This is a genomic window from Nocardia albiluteola, assembly GCF_018860155.1.
Lineage (GTDB): Bacteria > Actinomycetota > Actinomycetes > Mycobacteriales > Mycobacteriaceae > Nocardia > Nocardia albiluteola.
This window is the reverse complement of the sequence record NZ_JAHKNI010000007.1, coordinates 473,022-493,678: the sequence shown is the minus strand read 5'-3', so window position 1 is coordinate 493,678 and position 20,657 is coordinate 473,022. Positions and strand designations below refer to the sequence as shown.

At 65.6% G+C, this 20,657-nt stretch carries 17 protein-coding genes; 7 read left to right on the top strand and 10 right to left on the bottom strand.

The genetic code is table 11. The annotated features are described in order from the left end of the window. Positions 1-18 precede the first annotated feature (18 nt). The 7 genes from KO481_RS23250 to KO481_RS23220 all read right to left on the bottom strand — a co-directional run bounded on the left by KO481_RS23250 (position 19) and on the right by KO481_RS23220 (position 9,924). On the bottom strand, positions 19-1,191 hold the full coding sequence (locus KO481_RS23250) for an aminoglycoside phosphotransferase family protein (protein WP_215919577.1): 1,173 nt from the start codon (positions 1,189-1,191) through the stop codon (positions 19-21). A 239-nt stretch (positions 1,192-1,430) separates the two neighbouring features. Next, on the bottom strand, positions 1,431-3,599 hold the full coding sequence (locus tag KO481_RS23245) for an acyltransferase family protein (protein WP_215919575.1): 2,169 nt from the start codon (positions 3,597-3,599) through the stop codon (positions 1,431-1,433). A 165-nt stretch (positions 3,600-3,764) separates the two neighbouring features. Beyond that, the gene (locus tag KO481_RS23240; RefSeq protein ID WP_215919573.1) at positions 3,765-4,271 is read right to left on the bottom strand and encodes a nucleoside deaminase; all 507 of its coding nucleotides are present in this window, start codon (positions 4,269-4,271) and stop codon (positions 3,765-3,767) included. Beyond that, positions 4,268-5,356 (bottom strand): hypothetical protein, encoded by a 1,089-nt coding sequence (locus KO481_RS23235; protein WP_215919571.1) that lies wholly within the window; start codon positions 5,354-5,356, stop codon positions 4,268-4,270. The genes KO481_RS23240 and KO481_RS23235 overlap by 4 nt, the downstream gene beginning before the upstream one ends. Positions 5,357-5,403: 47 nt before the next feature. Continuing rightward, positions 5,404-6,375 carry an antibiotic biosynthesis monooxygenase gene (locus tag KO481_RS23230; RefSeq protein ID WP_215919569.1) on the bottom strand — a complete coding sequence of 324 codons (972 nt, stop codon included), beginning with the start codon at positions 6,373-6,375 and terminating at the stop codon, positions 5,404-5,406. A 16-nt stretch (positions 6,376-6,391) separates the two neighbouring features. Further along, positions 6,392-9,106, bottom strand: a complete 2,715-nt coding sequence (locus KO481_RS23225; RefSeq protein ID WP_215919567.1) for a molybdopterin-dependent oxidoreductase — start codon at positions 9,104-9,106, stop codon at positions 6,392-6,394. Continuing rightward, positions 9,103-9,924 carry an FAD binding domain-containing protein gene (locus tag KO481_RS23220; protein WP_215919566.1) on the bottom strand — a complete coding sequence of 274 codons (822 nt, stop codon included), beginning with the start codon at positions 9,922-9,924 and terminating at the stop codon, positions 9,103-9,105. The genes KO481_RS23225 and KO481_RS23220 overlap by 4 nt, the downstream gene beginning before the upstream one ends. A gap of 1,228 nt (positions 9,925-11,152) precedes the next feature. Between KO481_RS23220 and KO481_RS23215 the strand changes: the two genes are divergently transcribed. From KO481_RS23215 to KO481_RS23200, 4 genes are all read left to right on the top strand, one after another. After that, positions 11,153-11,584 carry a VOC family protein gene (locus KO481_RS23215; RefSeq protein WP_215919565.1) on the top strand — a complete coding sequence of 144 codons (432 nt, stop codon included), beginning with the start codon at positions 11,153-11,155 and terminating at the stop codon, positions 11,582-11,584. Positions 11,585-11,977: 393 nt separating this feature from the next. Further along, entirely contained in the window at positions 11,978-13,282 is a 1,305-nt protein-coding gene (locus KO481_RS23210) for an ABC transporter substrate-binding protein (RefSeq protein ID WP_215919564.1), read from the top strand. Continuing rightward, positions 13,279-14,232: a carbohydrate ABC transporter permease gene (locus KO481_RS23205; RefSeq protein WP_215919563.1), complete on the top strand. Its 954-nt coding sequence runs from the start codon at positions 13,279-13,281 to the stop codon at positions 14,230-14,232. Before KO481_RS23210 ends, KO481_RS23205 begins: the two co-directional genes overlap by 4 nt. Before the next feature lie 38 nt (positions 14,233-14,270). Beyond that, positions 14,271-15,080: a carbohydrate ABC transporter permease gene (locus KO481_RS23200; RefSeq protein ID WP_215919690.1), complete on the top strand. Its 810-nt coding sequence runs from the start codon at positions 14,271-14,273 to the stop codon at positions 15,078-15,080. Between the two features lie 33 nt (positions 15,081-15,113). Here the strand turns inward: KO481_RS23200 and KO481_RS23195 are convergent, their stop codons facing one another. Further along, entirely contained in the window at positions 15,114-15,893 is a 780-nt protein-coding gene (locus KO481_RS23195) for an IclR family transcriptional regulator (protein WP_215919562.1), read from the bottom strand. A 168-nt stretch (positions 15,894-16,061) separates the two neighbouring features. Here KO481_RS23195 and KO481_RS23190 point away from each other — a divergent pair, with 168 nt between their 5' ends. Both KO481_RS23190 and KO481_RS23185 read left to right on the top strand, forming a co-directional pair. Beyond that, on the top strand, positions 16,062-16,808 hold the full coding sequence (locus KO481_RS23190; RefSeq protein WP_215919561.1) for a CoA transferase subunit A: 747 nt from the start codon (positions 16,062-16,064) through the stop codon (positions 16,806-16,808). Further along, the gene (locus KO481_RS23185) at positions 16,805-17,476 is read left to right on the top strand and encodes a CoA transferase subunit B (protein WP_215919560.1); all 672 of its coding nucleotides are present in this window, start codon (positions 16,805-16,807) and stop codon (positions 17,474-17,476) included. Before KO481_RS23190 ends, KO481_RS23185 begins: the two co-directional genes overlap by 4 nt. A gap of 169 nt (positions 17,477-17,645) precedes the next feature. Here KO481_RS23185 and KO481_RS23180 read toward each other — a convergent pair whose 3' ends face one another. After that, the gene (locus KO481_RS23180; RefSeq protein WP_308166750.1) at positions 17,646-18,488 is read right to left on the bottom strand and encodes a helix-turn-helix transcriptional regulator; all 843 of its coding nucleotides are present in this window, start codon (positions 18,486-18,488) and stop codon (positions 17,646-17,648) included. A gap of 154 nt (positions 18,489-18,642) precedes the next feature. On the opposite strand from KO481_RS23180, the gene KO481_RS23175 reads away from it, so the two are divergent. Beyond that, positions 18,643-19,341 carry an SDR family NAD(P)-dependent oxidoreductase gene (locus KO481_RS23175; protein ID WP_215919559.1) on the top strand — a complete coding sequence of 233 codons (699 nt, stop codon included), beginning with the start codon at positions 18,643-18,645 and terminating at the stop codon, positions 19,339-19,341. A gap of 455 nt (positions 19,342-19,796) precedes the next feature. On the opposite strand, the gene KO481_RS23170 is transcribed toward KO481_RS23175, so the two are convergent. Continuing rightward, the gene (locus KO481_RS23170) at positions 19,797-20,552 is read right to left on the bottom strand and encodes an alpha/beta hydrolase family protein (protein ID WP_215919557.1); all 756 of its coding nucleotides are present in this window, start codon (positions 20,550-20,552) and stop codon (positions 19,797-19,799) included. Positions 20,553-20,657 lie beyond the last annotated feature (105 nt).

Below are 20,657 nucleotides of genomic sequence, written 5' to 3'. Positions count from 1 at the left end.
ACCGTTGGGCCGTACGATCTAGACGCCGAGCGCGTCCAGCGAATCGTGATCGTCGATCGCGGTGGTGATGCGCTTCAGCAACGCCAGGCAGGTCTCGTTCGACTGCATCTTCGGCTGATATGCCGCCCGCCCGATCGTGAAAGCCCATGCGGCGTAGGCGAACATGGACTGCTGCCGATACAGCAGCCAGGCGTCGTCGAATGACGGCGCCTTACCGCCGGCCTGCGCGAGCTCGTCCAGATATGCCTGCAGCAGTTCACGATCCCAGGCCCTGCGGTCCTCGGGCTCACAACCGGAGTTGATCGTGTAGGCGAAATCGTGTGCCCAGCCGCCACGCATCACGACCTGCCAGTCCACATATCCCATGCGCCCGTCGCGCGTGCGATACGTCTGCCCGATGTGCGGGTCGCCGTGCAGCAGCGTCGCGGGCATGTCGTCGGTGGCTATCGCGATGGCCCGCTCGACCCCCGCCCACAACCGATCCGCTTGCCCCTGCAGAGCTTCGGGGACGACCTCGGCGGCCCGGCGCAGGCCGACCTCGCAGCGCTTCTTCATATCGATCGCCGCGAGGTACACCCCGAGCATGTAGGCCGGCGTGTTCAGGGCCTCGATCGCCGGGTCCTCCCAGAAGGTGCCGTGCAGGCGAGCGAGATTGCGGACCAGATCCTCCATCTGGTCGCGGGCGATCTGCGCGGTCGGTTCGCTGAACACCGCGTCGCGGGTGGCGGCGATGTCCTCCATCAGCGCGATCGATCGCCACGACGACGGGTCCGACGCGCCCCAGTAGCCGATCGGCGCCTCCATCGTCACGCGCGGCCGAAAGTCCTTGAAGAATTGGGTCTCTCCATTGATCATCTTGCCGCCGCCGAGCAGGATGCGCTGACTGAAGGCCGTGGTCGTCTTCGCGAACAGCTCGCGCGGCAGCCCGGCCGCGGCGCCCGCCTCGTTGTATTCGACCCGGATCGCGACGCGGGTGGAGGTGCCGCTACTGCCGTTGGAGGTCTCGAACGACAGCACCTGCGCGCCCGGAACATTGCGGCACAGTACGGCCGTGAGCCATTCGGGGGTAAGGCGCTCACCGGAGACCGGGACATCATCGAGTGAGCGGGCCTTCGGCCGGGTGATCATCTCCCCCGCCATGTGAGCACCGACCGTGGCCGATCGCCCGAGCAACCAGAGCTTGTGGTTCATTAAGCCTGCCTCGATTCCGAAGTACGACAACACGAACGCGCCACCGACCGACCGGCCGGCGCCCGCAGACAGTACCTCAAAATCGCGTAACACGTTGTAAGACATAGTTATTGCCGCAGTACATGGTGCGTGCGATACACCGAATCCCGCACGCCGGAGTCCGATCCCGCGTCGTGTGTTACCGAGTGGTCGACTTCGAAGACATCGACCCGCAGCAACTGTAGGCAGACCGAACCGGCTCAGCTGTGGGCAAGTTCGCGGTCGGTGAGTGCGCCGATGACCGGTCCGAGTGCCTGGGCGTAGCTGACGGTGAGGTGATTGTCGTCGCGGTACACCAGCGTGTTGCCGACAATGAGGGGACAGCGGATCGCGGTGCAGAACAGCGAGGTGAGATCGGCGAACTGCCCGCCGCCTGCCGTGGCTGCCGCCTGCTCGGCTGCGATGCCGGCGGCATTCACCGCGACCGGGCGCGCTGGGGTACAGGCCGACGCGTCGTCGATGTGTTCGGACAGGCATGCCGGCACGGTGGTGTGTGGATCGGGGACGGGGCCGAGCACGAGGACGGCCGAACCGATCGCGCGTAGCTGGGCAACCAAACGGGCCAGGGCATCGATCCAGGCGTGGTCGTAGGAGACGAAGCCGAAGTCGCCGCCGTAGCGTCGAGACATATCCACCACGATCAGTCGCGGGCGTTCGGTCCGTAGCCGGGACATCACCTGGCCGCGCCATTGTTCGCATTCGGTGTACTCGCGGTCCAGATAGGGGCTGGTGATGGGCAGGTCGAGCAGTGGGCAGGTGACTTTGGCCATGGTTTCCAGCCGCCAGTGCCGCGCCTGGGCGATCGGCTCGAACGCCGGGTTCCACATCCCCGCATGCGAGTCACCGACCAAGGCCACCGTGGTGGACGAGGCCGGATCACCCGAGGCGCACTCGGGTTGGCCCACCTCGCGCCAGGAGCGGACACAGCCATTGGTGAATACGCTTGCCTTGTCACCGGACGCGGTGCCGAGCGAGGGGGTGAGATTCGATGGAACAGCTCCGATTTCGGCTGAGGCAGCGACTGTGGCCTGAGTTTGTGTCATCAACTGCCCGACCACCTCGTCGTGCGGGTCGACCACGGGACGGGCCGGCGCGGCCGCCGTCACGAGTGCGAGGGGCCGCTCCGCCTTGCCGCGACCGACCGGGGCAGGCACGATCACGAGCAACGCCAGGGCCACGCAGATGGCGACTGTGGTGCACACTCCGCCACAGGCCAGACTGAGGCCGGCCGAATTCCGCAACGGGGCGACGAAACGAACCGGATTCTCCACCGACCACCGGGTCAGCATGGCGAGCCCGCCCGCCGTCACGACTGCGCCGAGCGCGCCTACCTGCCCGAGCGGGTGGCCGAGTACGTGCGGCGCCAGTAGCAGCACCGGCCAATGCCAGAGATACCAGGCGTAGGACACACCGCCGATCGCCCGCACCTGTGTTTGCACCAATACCCGACCGACACCGAATCGTGTTTCCGCACAACCGGATACGATCACCAGGGCCGCGCCCAGGACAGGCAGCAGTGCCGCGACGCCCGGAAACGGTGTCCTGCCGTTCAGATGGGTGCAGGTGGCCACGATCAGGACCAGACCGATCCATCCGGCAAGCCCGGCAACCGATTTCGGCAACCGAGACCACGCGGTGGCCGAGAGCGCCACCATGCCGCCGGCGGCCAACTCCCAGGCCCGGGAGGGCAGCGAGAAGAAGGCCCATGATGGCTGCGTGCCGGTCCAGATCAGCGAGATCGCGAACGAGACGGCGGCGACAAGCGCCAGGAGCATCAGGTACGGGCGCACCGTGGCCGCTCGGGATCGGCGCCATCGCACCAGCCAGACCGTGGCGATGATCATTACCGGCCACAGCACATAGAATTGCTCCTCCACACCGAGCGACCAGAAGTGCTGAAAGGGCGACGGCGGCGCGTCGGCGGCGAGGTAGTCGGTGCCGCGCAGGGCAAGCCGATAGTTCCCGGCATACAGCGCGCTGGCAATCCCGTCGCCGAGAACCTGGCGGGCCTGCAGTGGCGGCAGCAGCACCGCGGCGCCGATCGCGGTGGTGACCAGCACGATGGCCGCGGCGGGCAGCAACCGCCGGGCCCGTGCACCGTAGAACCGGGCCAGTGCGATAGTGCCGGTGTCCGTTGCCTCGCGGTAGAGGATGCCGGTGATGAGGAAGCCGGAAATTACGAAAAAGACGTCCACGCCGACAAATCCACCACCGAACCCGGGCGCACCCGCATGGAAAAACACGACGGCCAGCACGGCGACCGCTCGCAATCCCTCGATATCGGGCCGAAACCCCTTTCGGGGCGGCGACGCATCGTAGATCGGGTCTGCCTGCCGATCTATCAATCCGCTTTCGGCCGTGTCCGTCATGGGGCTGCATTTTCATCGATATTGTCGGCGGCGGCGCGAAGACTCTCCGCGTGTCGGTCCTTCCGATCTCTATTCGTTGCGCAGGCGATGTGATCGCGGTCGAATGGGGAGGTTTGCACCGCATGTCGGACAGCGACTTACTGGAGCGACCGAGTCAGGCAGGTGTCATGACAACGGTTGCCCGCCGCTGTTGCGTGACCGGAAGAGTTTGTACACCGCGACGGCGTCGTCGCGGGGCAGATAGCGCATGGGCAGACGCCGCTGGTCCCACGGCTTGGCGAACTCGCCGTAGAAGGTGCTGGGTTCGAAGTATTTGTCCTTTCCGCCGGCCAGGTAGGGCGCGGTGGCCTCGCGGGTGGCCAGGAAGACGACCTCGTCGGGCGCACAGAGATACAGCGCCGCCAGGCACATCGGGCACGGATGGGCGATGGCATAGACCGTGCATCCGGTCAGGTATTCCGAGCCCAGCTTCCGGCACGCCTCGCGGATCGCGCGGATCTCGGCGTGGTCGGTCGGATCGTGGGTCTGCGGGACGCAATTGCTGCCCTCGGCGAAGATCTCCCCGTCCTTGACGACGACGGTCCCGAACGGCAACCCGCCCTCGGCGACACTCCTGCGTGCGATCTCGATTGTGCGATGCACGAAATCCGTGGAAATCGTCGAGCCGGTCATCGGGTGACCGGTTCCGGGCGGACCGGGCAGTTCACCGGGACGTCCTCCAGCCGTGCCGGGCCACTTCCCTTGTTGGGGTTCGTCTTCCACGGCCAATCGTTGGAGTGGAACGGCGCCAGGGTGGGCAGCTTCGCTTCACGTCCGCGCTGGGCCATCTCGCGGGTGATGGCCGCGCGCCCGCCGCCACCGAGCAGCTCGACGTCCATGAGGAAGTAGTCCTGGAAGAAGACCATGCCCAGCGACCGATCGGCGACGATGCGGCCGAGCACGTCGAGCAGCGTCTCGGGCGTGGTCTCGAATTGCGGCGTCTCGATGAGCAGCAACCGGTCGCCCATCGTCTCGGTGCCCATGAACTGGACCAGGACGCTGTAGAGGATGTTGTTCTGCCGCGCGACGTACAGCGAGTTGCTGACCGCGTAGGCGTGTTCCCAGTCGTCGCCCAGTCGTTCCTTCCATTCCTCGACGACGCTCATCCAGTGCCCGACCTGGAGGCTGGAGCCGATGCCGATCGACTTGGCCGAATAGGGTTCGGTGTCGCGGATGAACCGCTCCACGTCGTCGTAGCTGTATCCACCCTTGGCGAGGCATCCGTCCATGAAGGCCATGTTGCGTTGCAGGATCGAGCGCAGGATCGAGCGGTCGTCGTCCGACATGTCCAGATCGTCGAGGGATTCGAAGGCGGTCTGATGCTGCGCCCGGTACATCTCCATCGGCGGCCGCCACAGTTGGTTGGCATACGCATTGGACACGTACGGTGAAACGATCTCGTAGATCGCCATGGTGCTGTGGCCCACCGACTTCGCCAGCTGGTACACGATCGGCACCGGCGGCGCGTACTCGGGTTCGTGGCCGGGCCGGTACAGGATCATCTGCCCGCCGGCGCCGGAGAACAGCGCCAGGATGATGGGCACCTGGTCGCGCATGTTCTTCTTGAATTTCTCCAGGGAGGTCTCGTACAGCTGAATCATCGACGCGTTCAGTGCCAAGACCGCCTGTTCGGCGACGGTGCGCGCGCTGGCGGATGGTTCGTCGGCGACGACCGGGCGCATGAATTTCGGGACTGCGCTGCCGTTGGATTTGCTCATTGTGGTCACTTCTCCTTAATCGGTTGTGGCGGGAGCGCATACCCGTCTCATGGCAGGTGCCAGAACACGGCGGTCACCAGCCAGATCAGCACTCCCCAGAACGCCATGACCGCGGCGATCAACAGGTAACCGCGAACGTTGGTCGCCGTGGGCGGCGCATCGGGCGCCGGGTCCAGCCAGCGATCCAGCAGTGGATTCACATAGAACGGCATGACCACGAAGGTCATCACGAAGCTGGACAACAGATTTCCGATCAGCATGCCCAGCCACAGCGGCAGCTTCGCCGGCGCCATCAACAAGGTGAGCAGCACGACCGTCGGATAGAGGCCGACCCACACCGCGATCGTCGTCTTGGTTCGCGACGGTGTGCGAGCGCGGCCACCGTCCTCGTCGAACGCGAACCAGCTGCCGAACGAGGTGTCGATCGTGCGCAACCGGAAGTCGCTGAACCGTTTGCCTTCGTCGAGCAGCCGGCGTCGCTCGTTCGAGGTCAGCCAGCGGTCCAGATCGGCGGCGCTGTCGTATCGGTAGAGCATGGTCCACTCGTCCTGCACACCCTCGATCGGGCGGAAGATCTCCGAGCCCCGGAATCCTGGAAACTTCTTCTCCGCCAACCGAAGCCGCTGCTGCCAGGACAGGAACTCGGGCATCTGATCGGGAGGAACCCGATGGGTGACCACGGCGGTGACGAGGGTATCGGCGGGCATGGCGGCGCCGGTCACGATCTGCTGCGTGGCGGGACCGTCGAGGTAGCGTTGGCCCTCGGCGAGGCGATCCTGGCGTGCGGCGCTGTTGATCCAGGCCCGCAGATTCGGGATCGAGTCGAATCGGTAGATCACCGACCACTGCGACTGCGTGGGTGTCGGCGGGTTGATCTCCGCGGCGATGAATCCTGGATAGTGTGCGGCCGTGCCGTTGAGCCCCTCCGCCCAGGACCGGAAGGCCTTTTCGCAGCCGGGGCGGACCGTTTCGCCGATGATGACGGTGGCGACGTCGACCGCAGGCTTCTCGCGGGTCATCGATCTGCTCCGGCGATCAGCCGGTCGGGGTCAGCCGGGCCGGCCGCAGGGCCGCGAAGATCCGGTCGGGGGTGAGCGGCAGCTCGCGGTATCGGACGCCGGTCGCGTCGTATACCGCGTTCGCCATGGCCGGCGCCACCGGATTGATGCAGGATTCGCCGATCCCCTTGGCCCGTACCGGGCCCACCGAATCGGTCGAGCCGACCACGATGACCTCGGTGCGCGGCGCATCGGCATAGGTCGGGATGCGATAGTTGCGCAGCGTCGGGTTGACCACGACGCCGTTCTCCATGAGATGGTGTTCGGTCAGGACGGCGCCGAGGCCCTGGAGCACGCCGCCCTCGATCTGACCGCGAACCTGTGCGGGATTGATGACGACCCCGGCGTCGGCGGCCTGCACGCTGTAGAGGACGCGGATCTCGCCAGTGATTCGGTGCACCGCAATCCGGAATCCGTGCGCATTGCAGGACACGCTGCGCGGCGAGCCGTACGCCTTGCGTGATTCGGTCAGCCGCCCACCCCGGTCCCGGGCGGCCACCGCCAGTTCGGCCAATGGAACGCGGGTGTCGCCGCAACGCACCGCGTCGTCGTCCATCGCGCACGACGTCAGCACGATTCCGGTGTAGGCGGAAGCGAAGCGCAGGATCCGGTCGCGCAGCGCGGCCGCACTCCGCTGGACCGCGTTGCCGGCGACGAACAGTCCGGCGCTGGCGAACGCGCCGGTGTCGAAACGGGTGCGGTCGGTGTCGGCCTGGATAAGCCGGATTCGCGCCGGCGTGGTGCCGAGCTCGTGCGCGGCTATCTGCACGTGCGCCGTCGAGGTGCCCTCGCCGAACTCCACCGTGCCCACGGCGATCTCGTAGATGCCGTCGTCGCCCAGCGTGGCGAGCCCGACCGAGATGTGCTCGGTCGGCGGCGCGGTCTCGTGCAACGAACTGGCCGTGCCGACGCCGATCAGCCAATCCTCGCCCAGCGCCTGCCCGTTCGGGTGGGCGCGCAGCGCGGCATCGACGCGGTCGATGCACGCGCCCAATCCGTCCTCGGTGAACGACACGTCGTCGGCCTCGTCGTGCATGGACAGCAGCGCGTCACCGGGCCGGACGATGTTGCGGCGGCGCAGTTCCAGCGGATCAATGCCGAGCACGACGGCCAGCTCGTGCATGGCCGACTCCACCGCGAACACCGGCTGAGTCATGCCGTAGCCGCGCAGCCCGCCACTGGGCAGGGTGTTGGTGTAGACGACATAGCCGTCGAATTTCTTGTTGGGACAGCGGTAGGCCGCGATCGCGGAGCCACCGGCGAACAATGTCTCGCCGCCGTGGTTGCCGTAGGCGCCGGTGTTGGAGACATTGCGGAACTGGAACGCGGTCAAGGTGCCGTCGGCACGCGCACCCAGTTTCACGGTGATCTTCATCGGATGTCTCGTGGAGGCGGTGGTGAATTCCTCCTCGCGGGTGTACTCCAGGCACGTCGGGCGGCCGGTGTCGAGCGTTGCCAACGCCACCAGGTCCTCGCTGATCACCTCCTGCTTGCCGCCGAAGCCGCCGCCGACCCGCTCACAGAACACCCGGATCTGATCGGGGCGCAGGTCGAACAGGTGCGCCAGCTTCCCCTTGGCGACCCACGGGGACTGCGAACTGGTCCGCACGTGCAGCCGGCCCGCTTCCATCCAGGCGATCGATCCGTGCGTTTCCAGGTGTACGTGTTGTATACGCGGTGAGAAGTAGGTGCCTTCGTGAATGACGTCGGCGTCGGCGAAACCCTGTGCGACATCACCGATTTCACCGTGCATCTCGAGCAGGATGTTGTGCACCGGGTCGTGCACGAACGGGTCGTGGGAGCCGTGCAGCTGCGGCGCGTCGAATTCCATCGCCTCCTCGGGATCGAATACCGCGGGCAGCATCTCGTAGTCGACGACGACCTTGCGGCAGCCCTCCTCCGCGGCCCCGATCGATTCGGCGAGCACCGCGACCACGCGTTGGCCGGCGAAGCGCACGACGTTGTCCAGGATGTACGTGTCGTCGGGGTCGACGAGATGATCGGTGTGGACCGCGGTGGTGAACAGCTTGCGGGGCACGTCTTCCCACGTGTACACGCGGTGCACACCGGGCACGGCGAGCGCCGCGGTCTTGTCGACGGAAACGATGCGCGCGTGGGCATGAGGGGAGTGCAGCACCTTCAGATGCAGCATGCCCTCCGGCTCGATGTCCATCGTGTACTCGGTGCGCCCGGTGACCACTCCGGTCCCGGCGGGCGCGCTCACACTCGCGCCGATCACCCGACCCGCCGTTGCCTCTTCGATCTCGCCCACGCCGTTGATCGCGTCTTCGATCGCCCGGTAACCGGTGCAGCGGCACAGATTTCCCTTCAATGCGTGCGGCAGGTCCCGCTTTTGCTCATCGGTCAGCGCGGCTGCCGTCATGATCATGCCGGCGGTGCAGAAGCCGCACTGGAACCCCGGGGCGTCGCGGAACTGCTGTTGCATCGGATGCATGTTCTCGGGTGAACCGAGCCCCTCGATCGTCGTCACCGCATGCCCGTCGGCGCGGAACGCGGGCGTGATGCAGCTGTGCACCGGACGGCCGTCGAGCCAGACCGTGCACGCGCCGCAATCGCCTGCGTCACAACCCTTTTTCACCCCGAACCAGCCGAGGTGTCGCAGAAAGGTTCGCAGGCATTGACCGGGGCGCGGCTCCTGCGAGAACGTCTTGCCGTTGACGGTGTAGCTCATCTCGAGCCCCCGAGTTCGGTCCGGATTTCTTCGGCGTAGTGCTTGGCCAGGTGCCTGCGATGATCCGGTGTGCCGTTGGGGTCGGCGAACCAGACCCCGGGCGGGATGGCATCGATGCGGTCCTGCATGGTTTCGGCATCGGGCACGGAATCGAACTGCAGCACAACCGGATACGTCGTACCTGCGGTGATGGTGAGCAGCAGATCGCCGGCGTCCGGCGTCCGGGTCGCGATCATGAATATCGTGGAGCGGCCGAGTTTGGTGAGGGTGAATCTACGGTGCGTGTAGCGCTTGCGCAGCGCGTCGCCGGGGATGTAAACGCTCCGCAGGATTTCCCCGGGCTGCAGCACGTTCTGATGGTTTCCGATGACAAAATCCCTTGCCGCGACCGTCCTTTCGGTTCCGTCGACGGCCCACAGCCGGTAGGTCGCCGCGAGCGCCACGGTCATGGTGATCATCGGTCCGGCCGGCAGGGACATGCAGATGTTGCCGCCCACCGTCGCGGAATTCCATATCTTGAACGACGCCAGAAACGCCTCGCAGCTGGTGCGCAACAAGCCGGCGGCCGGCCAGCCGCCGGGTGGCTCGAATTCGTGCAGCGTCCTGATCTTGCAGGTCGCGCCGATCTCGAGACCATCGCCGTCGGGCGCCAGGGCGGGCCAGTCGAGTTCGGTGAGGTCGACCAGCCGGCGGACGGTGGGCTGCGGCTCGGAAAACAGCCACGTGCCCCCGGCCAGCCACGCGTCTCCGGTGTGCCAGTCCGCACCCGGCCGGGGAGCGGGCCGGCGGACGACGTCGACGACGGTATTCAGATCCATACCAGCCTCCACCGGCTCGCCCTCAGGCTCCGCTGGACCGACCGGCTGGAGGGTTCCGAGTCGATGCAGGAGTCGTTTCGGACATTTCGGATACGCGGATCGAATTGTTAGACAATTCAACTTGTCTGCGGCGTCGTTGCCGATCGCGGACGTCATCAACGCTGGAAAGCTTGATATGCCTCCAGTTCACAACCACACACGAAACGTCATCGCGGCTTTATCAGGTTGGCAGTCCGGCCGAGTGGGTGTCAATACCTGTTTGCGCCCAGGGTTGTCGATCAGAATTGGCAGCTCTGGTGAACCGCGAACTTCCTGCCGAGCGCAGGGGGGTTACCGCCGGTCGAAAGATCGACGAGATATTCGGTTGCGCGACCTTCGGCGGGGTCGTCTCGGAAGCGCGTGCGGCAGCCTGGAGGTATCAGATATACGTGCTCGCCGCGTTCCTGTAGGCGGTCTCTGATCTCCGACAGGATATCCAGGGTATCGGCGATCTCGATCGGCGGACCCGACCGGTCCGGGTTCCGGAAGGTGGTGGTTCGGGAATTCGCAAGGGCAAAATTGCCGTATATCGCGATCTCGGCTGCCTCGGTCTCGATGGCAGCCCCTCGAATGATCTGAGTGGCGATGCTCGCCAGCCTGGCATCCCCCTGTTCGATCCCGACGGTGGCGACGAGGCAGTCGAAAAACCCTCGGGTCCCATTGTCCGCCGACGGTTTGTCTGCCGATAGTTCGGCAGCTGTGGTCTGTGTGCCGGTGCTCGTTACGGTGTATTCGAACGAGCGGCAGCGGCGACAGTGCAGCTTCATGCCATCTCCACTGGGTGATCGAGTAGCGTCCGGACCGACGTCGTCGGGAATCGGTGGCGATAGGGCTCGATGGTCGCCGATGACGCTGATGAAACCTTAGCCAGATGAAAGCTGGATTCGCAGTGTCGCGCCCGACAGATCTGGCACTGTTCGCGACAGATCTCACGGACCTCTCGATATCTCGGATCGAGCGATGGTCTCGGCTCCGTGCCAGTGCGAGGGTTGGTGGCAGCCGGCGGTCGCACCGGGGTTGCGCCCTGTCGGAAACGATGCGAAACGTGTCGCATCCGACGCTACCCTCGAGGTGAGCTCGAGCTTATGGTTCAACCGAGGCCCGCCGGCGAGGGGCGCGCCCGGTGCGGTTCTCAGGTCCGCCGTCGGTGTATCCACCGCACGCAACAACTACTATCTTCGGAGCTTGCATGCCTGTTCTTGCAACCATCGGGACCCATCACGTTCGTCTGACGGTGACCGACATCGAGCGATCCCGCGCCTTCTACCGGGATGTGCTCGGTTTCGACGTTGTCGCGGAATCACCGGGAAGCGCGGACGATCCGGATGTCCGGGCGGACCCGTTCCAGCTATACGGCGGATGCGTATTTCAGGCCAACGGAATGTTGCTGGGATTGCGTCCGGTCGCCGCGACCACCGATCGTTTCGACTCGGAAAGGGTGGGACTGGACCACATGAGTTTCTCGGTCGGATCGAAGGACGAGCTGTACCAGGCAGCGGCGCGCCTCGGTGCAGCAGGTGTCGAGCACGGCGAGGTCATCGACATGGAGCAGTTCGCCATCGCGATCCTGTCGTTCGACGATCCCGACGGAATTCACCTGGAACTCACAGCACCGCTGTGAGGTGACCGTGGTGCGCTGGGCGGCCCGCCGACGCCGCGAGACTCGAGTTCCGACTCGGTCTCGCGGTGCCCGCGGCGGAGTGGATACCGCTCGGGCCCCGCGTTCACTTCAGGACTGGGAACATCTCGAGCCGGATCATGCCGTTATGTAGCGGTACGTTATATAACGCACCGCCATATTGGGTTGTGGTGGTTGCTCACTACCTTGCCGACACAGCTTCGATGGAGGATTGCGTGCTGCCGAGTTTCTTTGTGGCCTGGTTGTACGGTATCGGCGTCCTGCCACCGAAGTTCGAGACTCCCAACCATGAGGGGTGGGCGTCGTCCTGAGCGGGAGGACGCTGCGCTCCCGGCGTTCGAAGCCGCCGGTACACCTCACAGAATCTGGGCTGTAATGACATTGGGACGGCGGGCGCTGCTGTGCGGCGCGGGGGTTGTGGGGGCGTCGCTGCTGGTTCCGGCGTTGGGGGGGTGCGGTCACGACGATTCGCTCACCTTCTTCTTTCAGGCCAATCCCGAAGAGGCCGACGGGCGCATGCGGGTCATTCGCGAGTTCGCGCGCCGGCATCCGGACATTCCCGTGCGGACGGTGCTGTCCGGCCCGGACCCGATGCAGCAGATGCTCACCTTCTGCGCGGGCGGCAAGTGCCCCGATGTGCTGATGGCGTGGGAGCAGACCTACGCCGGTCTGGCGGACCGGAGGGTGCTGCTGGATATGAACACGATGCTCGGGCAGGACCCCGGCTTCCGCGACACACTGAAGGCCGACAGCATTCCGGCCCTGTACGACACATTCGGTTTCAACGGCGGCCAGTACGCCCTGCCGGAACAGTGGTCCGGGAATTTCCTGTTCTACAACAGGAAGCTGTTCGATCGGGCCGGGATCACGCCGCCCGATCGCTGGTCGACCGGTTGGAGCTTCGACGAATTCCTCCGTACGGCACAGGCTCTCACCGAGCGCGACGCCTCGGGGAAGGTGACCCAGTGGGGGTTCGTGGACACCTGGGTGCCGTACTACTCGGCGGGGTTGTTCGGCATGAACAACGGGACCGAGTGGACGACTCCGCGGACCGACCCGTCGCGGTGCAACTTCGCCGACGACGCGTTCGTCGACGGTGTCCAGTTCTACGCCGACCTGGCCAACAAGCACCGGGTGGCGCCCACCGTCGCCGATCAGCAATCGATGTCGACGATGGACCTGTTCACCCAGGGGAAAGCGGCGATGGCGATGGGCGGGCACTGGCGATGGAGCACGTTCTCGAGCGCCGATGACCTGGATTTCGATGTCACCGCCCTGCCCGGCGGTCCGCGCGGCCGGGGCGGGCGGTCGAATATCGGCACGACCGGTCTGGCCATCGCGGCCGGGAGCCCGCGCAAGCGGCAAGCATGGGAATTCGTGAAATTCGCCTGCGGCCCCGAGGGACAGGCCGTGATCGCCGAATCCGGCCTGTTCGTTCCGGTGCTGAAGTCCGCGGTGCAGTCGGCCGGCTTTGCGAAATCGCATTCCCGAATCCGCAATCTCGACATTCTCACCAGCGGGCCGTCGTACTCGAGTCCACTTCCGGTCACTCCCGCGTGGGAACGGATCGACGCCCTGATGGACCGCGACTTCGGGCCCGTGCTCCGGGGGACCGCCGCGGCGAATTCGCTGCGGCACGGGCTCACCCACGACACCGACGAGGTGCTTCGCAACCAATGACACCGGCCGAACAATCCGACCCGAGTGCTCCCGCACCGGCGCTCTCCCCGCACCGCACGCACCGCTCCCCGCTCGCCGGCCGAAATGCGCGGGCCGGACGCCTGTTCGTCGCGCCGAACCTCCTCGCGGTCGCCGTATTTCTGCTCTTCCCAGTGGGATTCTCGCTGTATCTGAGCTTTCAGCACTGGGATATGTTCGGGCCCAGCACATTTGCCGGTCTCGCCAACTTCCGCCGACTGCTCACCGCCGATCCGCTGTTCTCGATCGCGTTGCGCAACACGGTCGTCTACACCCTCGGAACGCTGATACCGACCGTTGTCATCAGCCTGCTCTGCGCGCAACTGCTGAACCGGCACATCAAGGGCATCGGCGTATTCCGGACCGTGCTGTTCCTGCCGCTGGCCGTCTCGGGCGTGGTCATGGCCGTCGTATGGCGTTTCGTCTTCGACACCAACAACGGGCTGCTCAACATCATGCTCGGCTGGATCGGCCTCGGCCCGGTCCCCTGGCTGGTCGACCCGCACTGGGCGATGGTCTCGCTGTGCCTGGTCAGTATCTGGAAGAGCGTCCCGTTCGCCACCGTCGTGCTGCTCGCCGCCATGCAGGGCGTGCCCGAGAACCTTTACGAGGCAGCGAAAATCGACGGCGCCGGAGAACTGCGGCGGTTCTGGTCGATCACCCTGCCGCTGATCCGCGGGGCACTGTCGTTCGTGTTCGTCATCTCGATCATCAACGCCGTGCAGGCGTTCGACCAGGTCTACGTCCTGACCGGTGGTCACGGCGGCCCGGAGAGCGCGACCTACGTCTTCGGAATCATGATCTTCCAGAACGCCTTCGCGTTCGGTGACATCGGCTACGCCTCCGCCATCGCGTGGCTGGTTTTCGTGTTCTTGCTGGCACTCACCGTCATTCAACTGCGCATTGCTCGCAGGCACGCCACGGAGGACTGATGTCGATAATCTCCCAGCGGGCCGGCGCCCGGGGCATCATGCGGGCGTTCGCCGTCTATGCAGCGCTCATCGCCATGGCGTGGTGTGCGCTCTTCCCCATTCTGTGGGCGCTGTCCGGCTCGCTGAAAAAGGAATCCGAGGTCACCACGCCGAACCTGTTACCGCCCCACCCGCAGTGGTCCAACTATGCCCAGGTGTTTCACCTGATGCCGTTCGCACGGATGTTCCTCAATACCCTCGGCTATGCGGTGTGCGTCACCGCGGGGCAGGTGTTCTTCTGCTCGCTGGCCGGATATGCCTTCGCCCGACTGACATTCACCGGCCGTGAGGTGCTGTTCGTGGCGTACCTGGCCACGCTCATGGTGCCGCTCACGGTCACCGTCATCCCTCAGTTCATCCTCATGCGGATCTTCGGCTGGACCGATACCCCGTGGGCCATGATCGTGCCCGGCCTGTTCGGCAGCGCCTTCGGCACCTACCTGATGCGTCAGTTCTTCCGTACTCTGCCAATCGAACTCGAAGAGGCCGCGGTATTGGACGGATGCACACCCTGGCAGATCTACTGGCGAATCCTGCTCCCCCATGCCAAGCCAGCGGTCATGGTCCTGGCCGTACTCACCTGGGTCAACGTCTGGAACGATTTCCTCTGGCCACTGATCATGATCCAGCGCAAGGACATCTCCACGGTCACCCTCGGCCTGGTCTGGATGCAGGGTCAGTACATTTCCCAATGGCCCGTGCTGATGGCCGCGTCCATGCTCATACTCCTTCCGCTGCTCGTCACCTACGCCATCGCCCAGCGGGCATTCATCAAGGGAATCGCGATGTCCGGGTTCGGTGGACGGTAGATCCGCCGCCGGCGACCGCGTTGACCGCCTCGATCAGATAGCGCTCGCTCGCGACTTCAGTCGGTTGGACAGCACGTGCGCGTGTTCCAGGAGCAATGCGCCCAGCTCGGCGTGACGGGAGGAACGGAACCGAGTTTCCACGCCCGTCAGGCTCAGCGCCCATGCGGGACGCCCGCCGGGATCGAACACGACCGCTCCCATCCCCCAGCTTCCTTCGACGATGAGCGCCGGATTGACCGCGTACCCCGTCTGCCGTGTCGACTCGATGCGAGCGCGCAAGGCTGCGTCACCGTGCGTCTCGCCCCACTCCGCTGCCAGGTCCGTCCCCGCAAGATAATCGTCGACCTCGCGGTCCGACAGGTGGCTCAGTATCGCCAGGCCGGCCGAGGCGACCCCGAGCGGGAATCGCTTGCCCTCGTACAGAACGTGCGAGCGGACGGGGAAGCTGCCTTCCTCGCTGAGGACGCAGACGGTTTCGTCGCCGCGCCGGGCCGAGAGAAACGCGCTCTCCCCGGTGGCACGCGACAGACGGCCGAGGATGTCACGGGCCTGATCGGTGATGTCGTAGCGGCTTCCTGCCGCCGCGCCGAGCAGGTACAGCTCCGGTCCGAGCGACCAGCGACCGGTCTTCGAGTCCCGGTCGATCAGGCCCTCGGCGGCCAGCGAGGTGAGCAGCCGGTGCGCCGTGGGACGGGCCAGGTCCGCCCTCTTCGCGATCTCGGTGGTGGACGCGCCGGCCGGCTCGACCGAACCGACCACTCGAAGCAGGGTTGCCGCTCGGCGGACTACATGAGATCCATCGGGTGCCGCCATGTCCCGAGAGCGTACTCCGTTCACATATTGGACACATCGACGAGCCGCGACCGGTTGTTGAACAGTTTCGGCTGTAAGTGCGGGCGGCTCTTCCGGTGATCTCCCGGAACGTTGTTCACTGGCGCCCGCAAAGTTCGACGTTTATTCAGTGAACGAAGAGGAGGGTCGGTGCGGAAGGTTCGCAATACTCCGGCCGAGGCCGTGGCGGACATCGCGGACGGGTCGTCGCTCGCGGTCGGCGGCTTCGGATTGTGCGGAGTACCCGATGCGTTGATCGCGGCACTCGCCGATCGCGGTGTTACCGGGCTCGAGGTGTTCTCCAACAACTGTGGTGTCGACGACTGCGGTCTGGGAATCCTGTTGTCGGCCGGGCAGATTCGTCGCGTCACCGCGTCGTATGTCGGCGAGAACAAGGAGTTCGCCCGCCAGTATCTGTCCGGAGAGCTCGAGGTGGAGCTGACCCCGCAGGGCACGCTCGCGGAGCGGCTGCGCGCCGGGGGCGCCGGGATCCCGGCCTTCTACACGCCCGCCGGTGTCGGCACCCTGGTCTCCGACGGCGGCCTGCCGTGGCGCTACGACGCCGACGGCTCCGTGGCGATCGCGTCGCCGCCCAAGGAGACTCGTGACTTCGGCGGCAGGACGTATGTGCTCGAGGAGTCGATCGTGACCGACTTCGCGCTGGTGCACGCGGAAATCGGGGACACCGAGGGCAATCTCGTGTTCAACAAGTCCGCGATGAACTTCAACCCGTTGGCCGCGATGGCCGGCCGGACCACCATTGCACAGGTCGAAAAGCTGGTCGCGCCGGGCGAACTCGATCCCACCCAGGTACATCTACCGGGCGTGTTCGTGCAGCGCGTGGTGCATGTGGGCGTGGTGGACAAGCGAATCGAGAAGCGGACGGTGTCGGCATGAGCTGGTCACGGGAGCAGATGGCCGCGCGTGCCGCGGCCGAGATGATCGACGGCGAGTACGTCAACCTGGGAATCGGGCTGCCGACCCTGATTCCGAACTACCTTCCCGAAGGTGTTGAGGTAGTTCTGCATTCGGAGAACGGCATTCTCGGTACCGGCCCCTACCCGGCCGAGAATGCGATCGACCCCGACCTCATCAACGCCGGCAAGGAGACCGTCACGGTGAACCCGGGCGCGGCATTCTTCGATTCGGCGTTGTCGTTCGGCATGATTCGCGGCGGGCACATCGACACCGCGGTTCTCGGCGGCATGCAGGTCTCGCAGGACGGCGACCTCGCCAACTGGATGGTGCCGGGCAAAATGGTCAAGGGCATGGGCGGCGCCATGGATCTGGTGCACGGCGCCCGGCGCGTCATCGTCGTCATGGAACACACCGATCGCGACGGCGGCGCCAAACTCGTCGAGCAGTGCACGCTGCCACTGACCGGAAAGGGAGTGGTGCAGCGCGTCATTACCAACCTCGGCGTAATCGACGTGTGTGCGGGTGCGCTGGCACTGCGCGAACTCGCGCCCGACGTCACGGTCGATCAGATCGCGGCGGCGACGGGGGCCGAGTTGATCGTCGACCTGATGATCGGCGAGGGCGCCGAGGAGCGCGTCGCGCAGTAGGGCGTTCGCCGGCCGCGGTGGGCCGCCGAAGGTAGCCCGGAGAAGATGGCCGACCCGTGGCACTACCGGCATCGAGGGACGGAACGGGATCGGGCGCGGAAGAGTCGGGCCAGAACGACCGCGACGGGCACTGAATCGCCCCGGGTTTGGTGCTCACTGTGATCCGGACTCACCGGGGGAATTCACCCTGTCTCGGCGGGTGCGTTCCGAGGACGGTGGTGAGCTGGAGTTTGGTCTCGTCGTCACTGCCGGGTACAGCGGCCATGATCACGATCTTGAGCTCGGAATCGCCGTCGGTCAGCACGTCACAGTCCACCGTGACCGGACCCACCGACGGATGCCGGACGGTCTTGCGAACCTCGCGATTGGCAGCCACCTCTCCTGTCGCCCATTGTTCTGCGAACCTGGCGTTGCCCGCATTCAGATCAGCGATCAGCGCGGCAAGGCGGCGGTCCTGAGGGAATCGGGCGGTGGCGCGGCGCAGATCGGAAACGAGAGCGAGGTCGGTGGTGTCCGGGTCGGTTTCGGTCACCGGCCACAGCGCCAGATAGGTGTGATCGTCGTTCACTGGGAACCGGTCGCGGGCAAAATTGCGCAAGGGCGGCGGAACCTCGGAGGGGTCGCCCAGCAGAGCGGCCCACCCACGGTTCCACCACACCATTTGCCAGTCTGCCGCGAACACCGCCACCGGCACGTCCCCGAGACGGACAAGCACCCGCTGCACGCCAGGCGGAACATGGTCGGAAATCATCTCGTCCGCCGGCGGCACGAGCCGTGCGAGGCGGAACAGATGGTCCCGCTCGATCGTGGACAACTGCAGAGAACGCGCCAAAGACGCCACCACCGACGCCGAGGGTGTCGTCGCCCGCCCCTGCTCCAGGCGCACAATGTAATCGACCGAAACGCCGGCCAAGTCAGCGAGTTCTTCCCGCCGCAGTCCGGTCGCCCGGCGCCCGCGGACGACCGGCAGCCCGGCTGCCGACGGGGGCAGCCGATCCCGCCACGCGCGAATGGTCGCGCCCAGTCCAGCGCTGGGGGGGTGTCGTCGACATGTTGTTCATTCTCCTGCGTCTCCGATCAGGTGCTGGGCCGCGAGGGTGGTATTGGTCTTCCTACCGTCGAAGCGTCCCTGGCCCGACTCCCCCGGCGAGGCAACCATCGAACCCATGACCATCACCCTTATCACCGGAGCCAATAGAGGCATCGGCGGCGAGACCGCCCGCCGCCTGATCGCCTGCGGACACGTCGTTCTCCTGGGAGGGCGCAACCGCGAACAGGGCGAATCCGCAGCCGCGACACTCGGCGCACGCTATGTCCCCATCGACGTGACCGACGGCATCTCGGTAGCCGCTGCGGCGGCGAACATTGCCGAGCACGAGGGCAGAATCGACGTCCTGATCAACAACGCCGGTGTGCAAGGTCCCTTCGGAGATCCCAGCCATCTCACCGCTGGGGACGCCCTCGCCGTCCTCGACGTCAACCTCCTCGGTGTGATCCGTACCACCACCGCATTCCTGCCACTGCTACGCCGCTCCGACGATCCCGTCATCATCAATGTCAGCAGCGGCATGGGCTCCCTCGCCATCACCCACGACCCCCACCGCTCCGAGTCACAGGTCATCGCGCCGCTGTACGCCTGCTCGAAAGCAGCACTGACGATGCTGACCACCCAGTACGCCAAAGGACTCGACGGCATCCGCATCAACGCCGCCGACCCCGGCTACACCGCCACCGACATGAACGGTCACACCGGAACCCAAACCCTCACCGAAGGCACCGACGCCATCGTGGCACTCGCCACCGAGGGCCCCGGGGCCGGCACCGGACGATTCGTCTCCCGCCACGGCGAGATCACCTGGTCCTGAAACCACCCCCGGTAAATCAGCAGTCTCGAAGAACAGCGGGTGCCGACGGCCAATTGCGCAGCAGGGCGTCCAGGGCGTCGACGGCACGTGAGGTCGATGGAGCGGAAATGGTGCCCGAATCGGGACTGTCAATCTGAGCTCGAGATTTATCCTGACCGGTTGCAGCGTCAACCCCGGATGATCTTGCGGGCAGCCCTTGGTCGATGATTCCTGTTGCGATACATGGAATTTCGAACCAAGGGCTGCCGGGGTGCGTCCGATCGCGGGCCGAGTGCTGATCGTGGCTGAAATCCGCGAATATTCTTGCCACACTACCGAAGTCGACCCAAGCCGCTCGAACGCCCTCGCGACATCACACCGGCCTCGTCAACCGCCCCGGTCGACGCGACCGGAACAGAAGTCGCTTGACTCGAAAGACGGCTGAGAACCTTCCGCGCCCTCATCAACTCGTGTCGTCACCGATCAACTCCGAAAACCACCGGGGTGAGGAGGTGGCGGGCAAAGAAACAGCGCGAACTTTCCACCTCGAAGGACGGAGTCTCGTTGTGGCGTCCGGGATTCGCGTGCAGAGTCTTCTCCGCGGAGGCAAACGCGTCGAACAGTGCCAAACCCGCATCGCGGGGCACTACTTCGTCGTCCCATTGGAGCAGAAATTCGATGGGTATCGTGATCGAGGCCGCGAGGGCGAGCAGAGCCTGTCCATGGGCCAAACCGAGAACGGCCGCGCTAATGCGGGGCTCGGCGGCGAGCAAGCGGACACCGAGGGCCGTCCCCAGCGATACGCCCCAATAACCGACCGGCTCGGCGACATCACCGAGAGTGAGCAGCGCGTCAAGAGCAACCTGCCATTCCGGGACCACCTGTGCCGCAAGTTCGGTGTTGTAGCGCCGCACATCGCTGGCCCTGGTCACACCGTCGGCGGCGTTCTCCCTGATCGCAGCGAGCAGCTGCCGGCCGCGCTCGGTCTGCGGGCGAGCGCCGTGACCAGGCGCGTCGATCGCGGCGACGACGAAACCGCCGTCCGTGACATAGCGGCGGGCCCGGGCCACCAATGCCTCGGAACTCTTGTGCTGACCACCGCCATGGCCGAGCAGAATCAGTGGTCTTGCGCTGGTCGCACCAGTCGGCGACCAGACGATACCGCGGACATCCCCGACTGTGAACAAGCGCTCGATGACACCGCCCGACATCGCCTCCGAAGTGACATCCATAGCCGCGTTCTACACCACCGGTCGGACACCCCGCATTCGGCCAGGGTCTTCAAACTCGCCGGGTCCGCCATCCTTCGGACAAGCCACAACCCAGACCTACCACCA

Excerpts from the sequence above, each read along its gene's own strand:
- KO481_RS23250 (WP_215919577.1), bottom strand. The coding sequence starts at position 1,191 with ATGAACCACAAGCTCTGGTTGCTCGGGCGATCGGCCACGGTCGGTGCT.
- KO481_RS23245 (WP_215919575.1), bottom strand. The coding sequence starts at position 3,599 with ATGACGGACACGGCCGAAAGCGGATTGATAGATCGGCAGGCAGACCCG.
- KO481_RS23240 (WP_215919573.1), bottom strand. The coding sequence starts at position 4,271 with ATGACCGGCTCGACGATTTCCACGGATTTCGTGCATCGCACAATCGAG.
- KO481_RS23235 (WP_215919571.1), bottom strand. The coding sequence starts at position 5,356 with ATGAGCAAATCCAACGGCAGCGCAGTCCCGAAATTCATGCGCCCGGTC.
- KO481_RS23230 (WP_215919569.1), bottom strand. The coding sequence starts at position 6,375 with ATGACCCGCGAGAAGCCTGCGGTCGACGTCGCCACCGTCATCATCGGC.
- KO481_RS23225 (WP_215919567.1), bottom strand. The coding sequence starts at position 9,106 with ATGAGCTACACCGTCAACGGCAAGACGTTCTCGCAGGAGCCGCGCCCC.
- KO481_RS23220 (WP_215919566.1), bottom strand. The coding sequence starts at position 9,924 with ATGGATCTGAATACCGTCGTCGACGTCGTCCGCCGGCCCGCTCCCCGG.
- KO481_RS23215 (WP_215919565.1), top strand. The coding sequence starts at position 11,153 with ATGCCTGTTCTTGCAACCATCGGGACCCATCACGTTCGTCTGACGGTG.
- KO481_RS23210 (WP_215919564.1), top strand. The coding sequence starts at position 11,978 with ATGACATTGGGACGGCGGGCGCTGCTGTGCGGCGCGGGGGTTGTGGGG.
- KO481_RS23205 (WP_215919563.1), top strand. The coding sequence starts at position 13,279 with ATGACACCGGCCGAACAATCCGACCCGAGTGCTCCCGCACCGGCGCTC.
- KO481_RS23200 (WP_215919690.1), top strand. The coding sequence starts at position 14,271 with ATGCGGGCGTTCGCCGTCTATGCAGCGCTCATCGCCATGGCGTGGTGT.
- KO481_RS23195 (WP_215919562.1), bottom strand. The coding sequence starts at position 15,893 with ATGGCGGCACCCGATGGATCTCATGTAGTCCGCCGAGCGGCAACCCTG.
- KO481_RS23185 (WP_215919560.1), top strand. The coding sequence starts at position 16,805 with ATGAGCTGGTCACGGGAGCAGATGGCCGCGCGTGCCGCGGCCGAGATG.
- KO481_RS23175 (WP_215919559.1), top strand. The coding sequence starts at position 18,643 with ATGACCATCACCCTTATCACCGGAGCCAATAGAGGCATCGGCGGCGAG.
- KO481_RS23170 (WP_215919557.1), bottom strand. The coding sequence starts at position 20,552 with ATGGATGTCACTTCGGAGGCGATGTCGGGCGGTGTCATCGAGCGCTTG.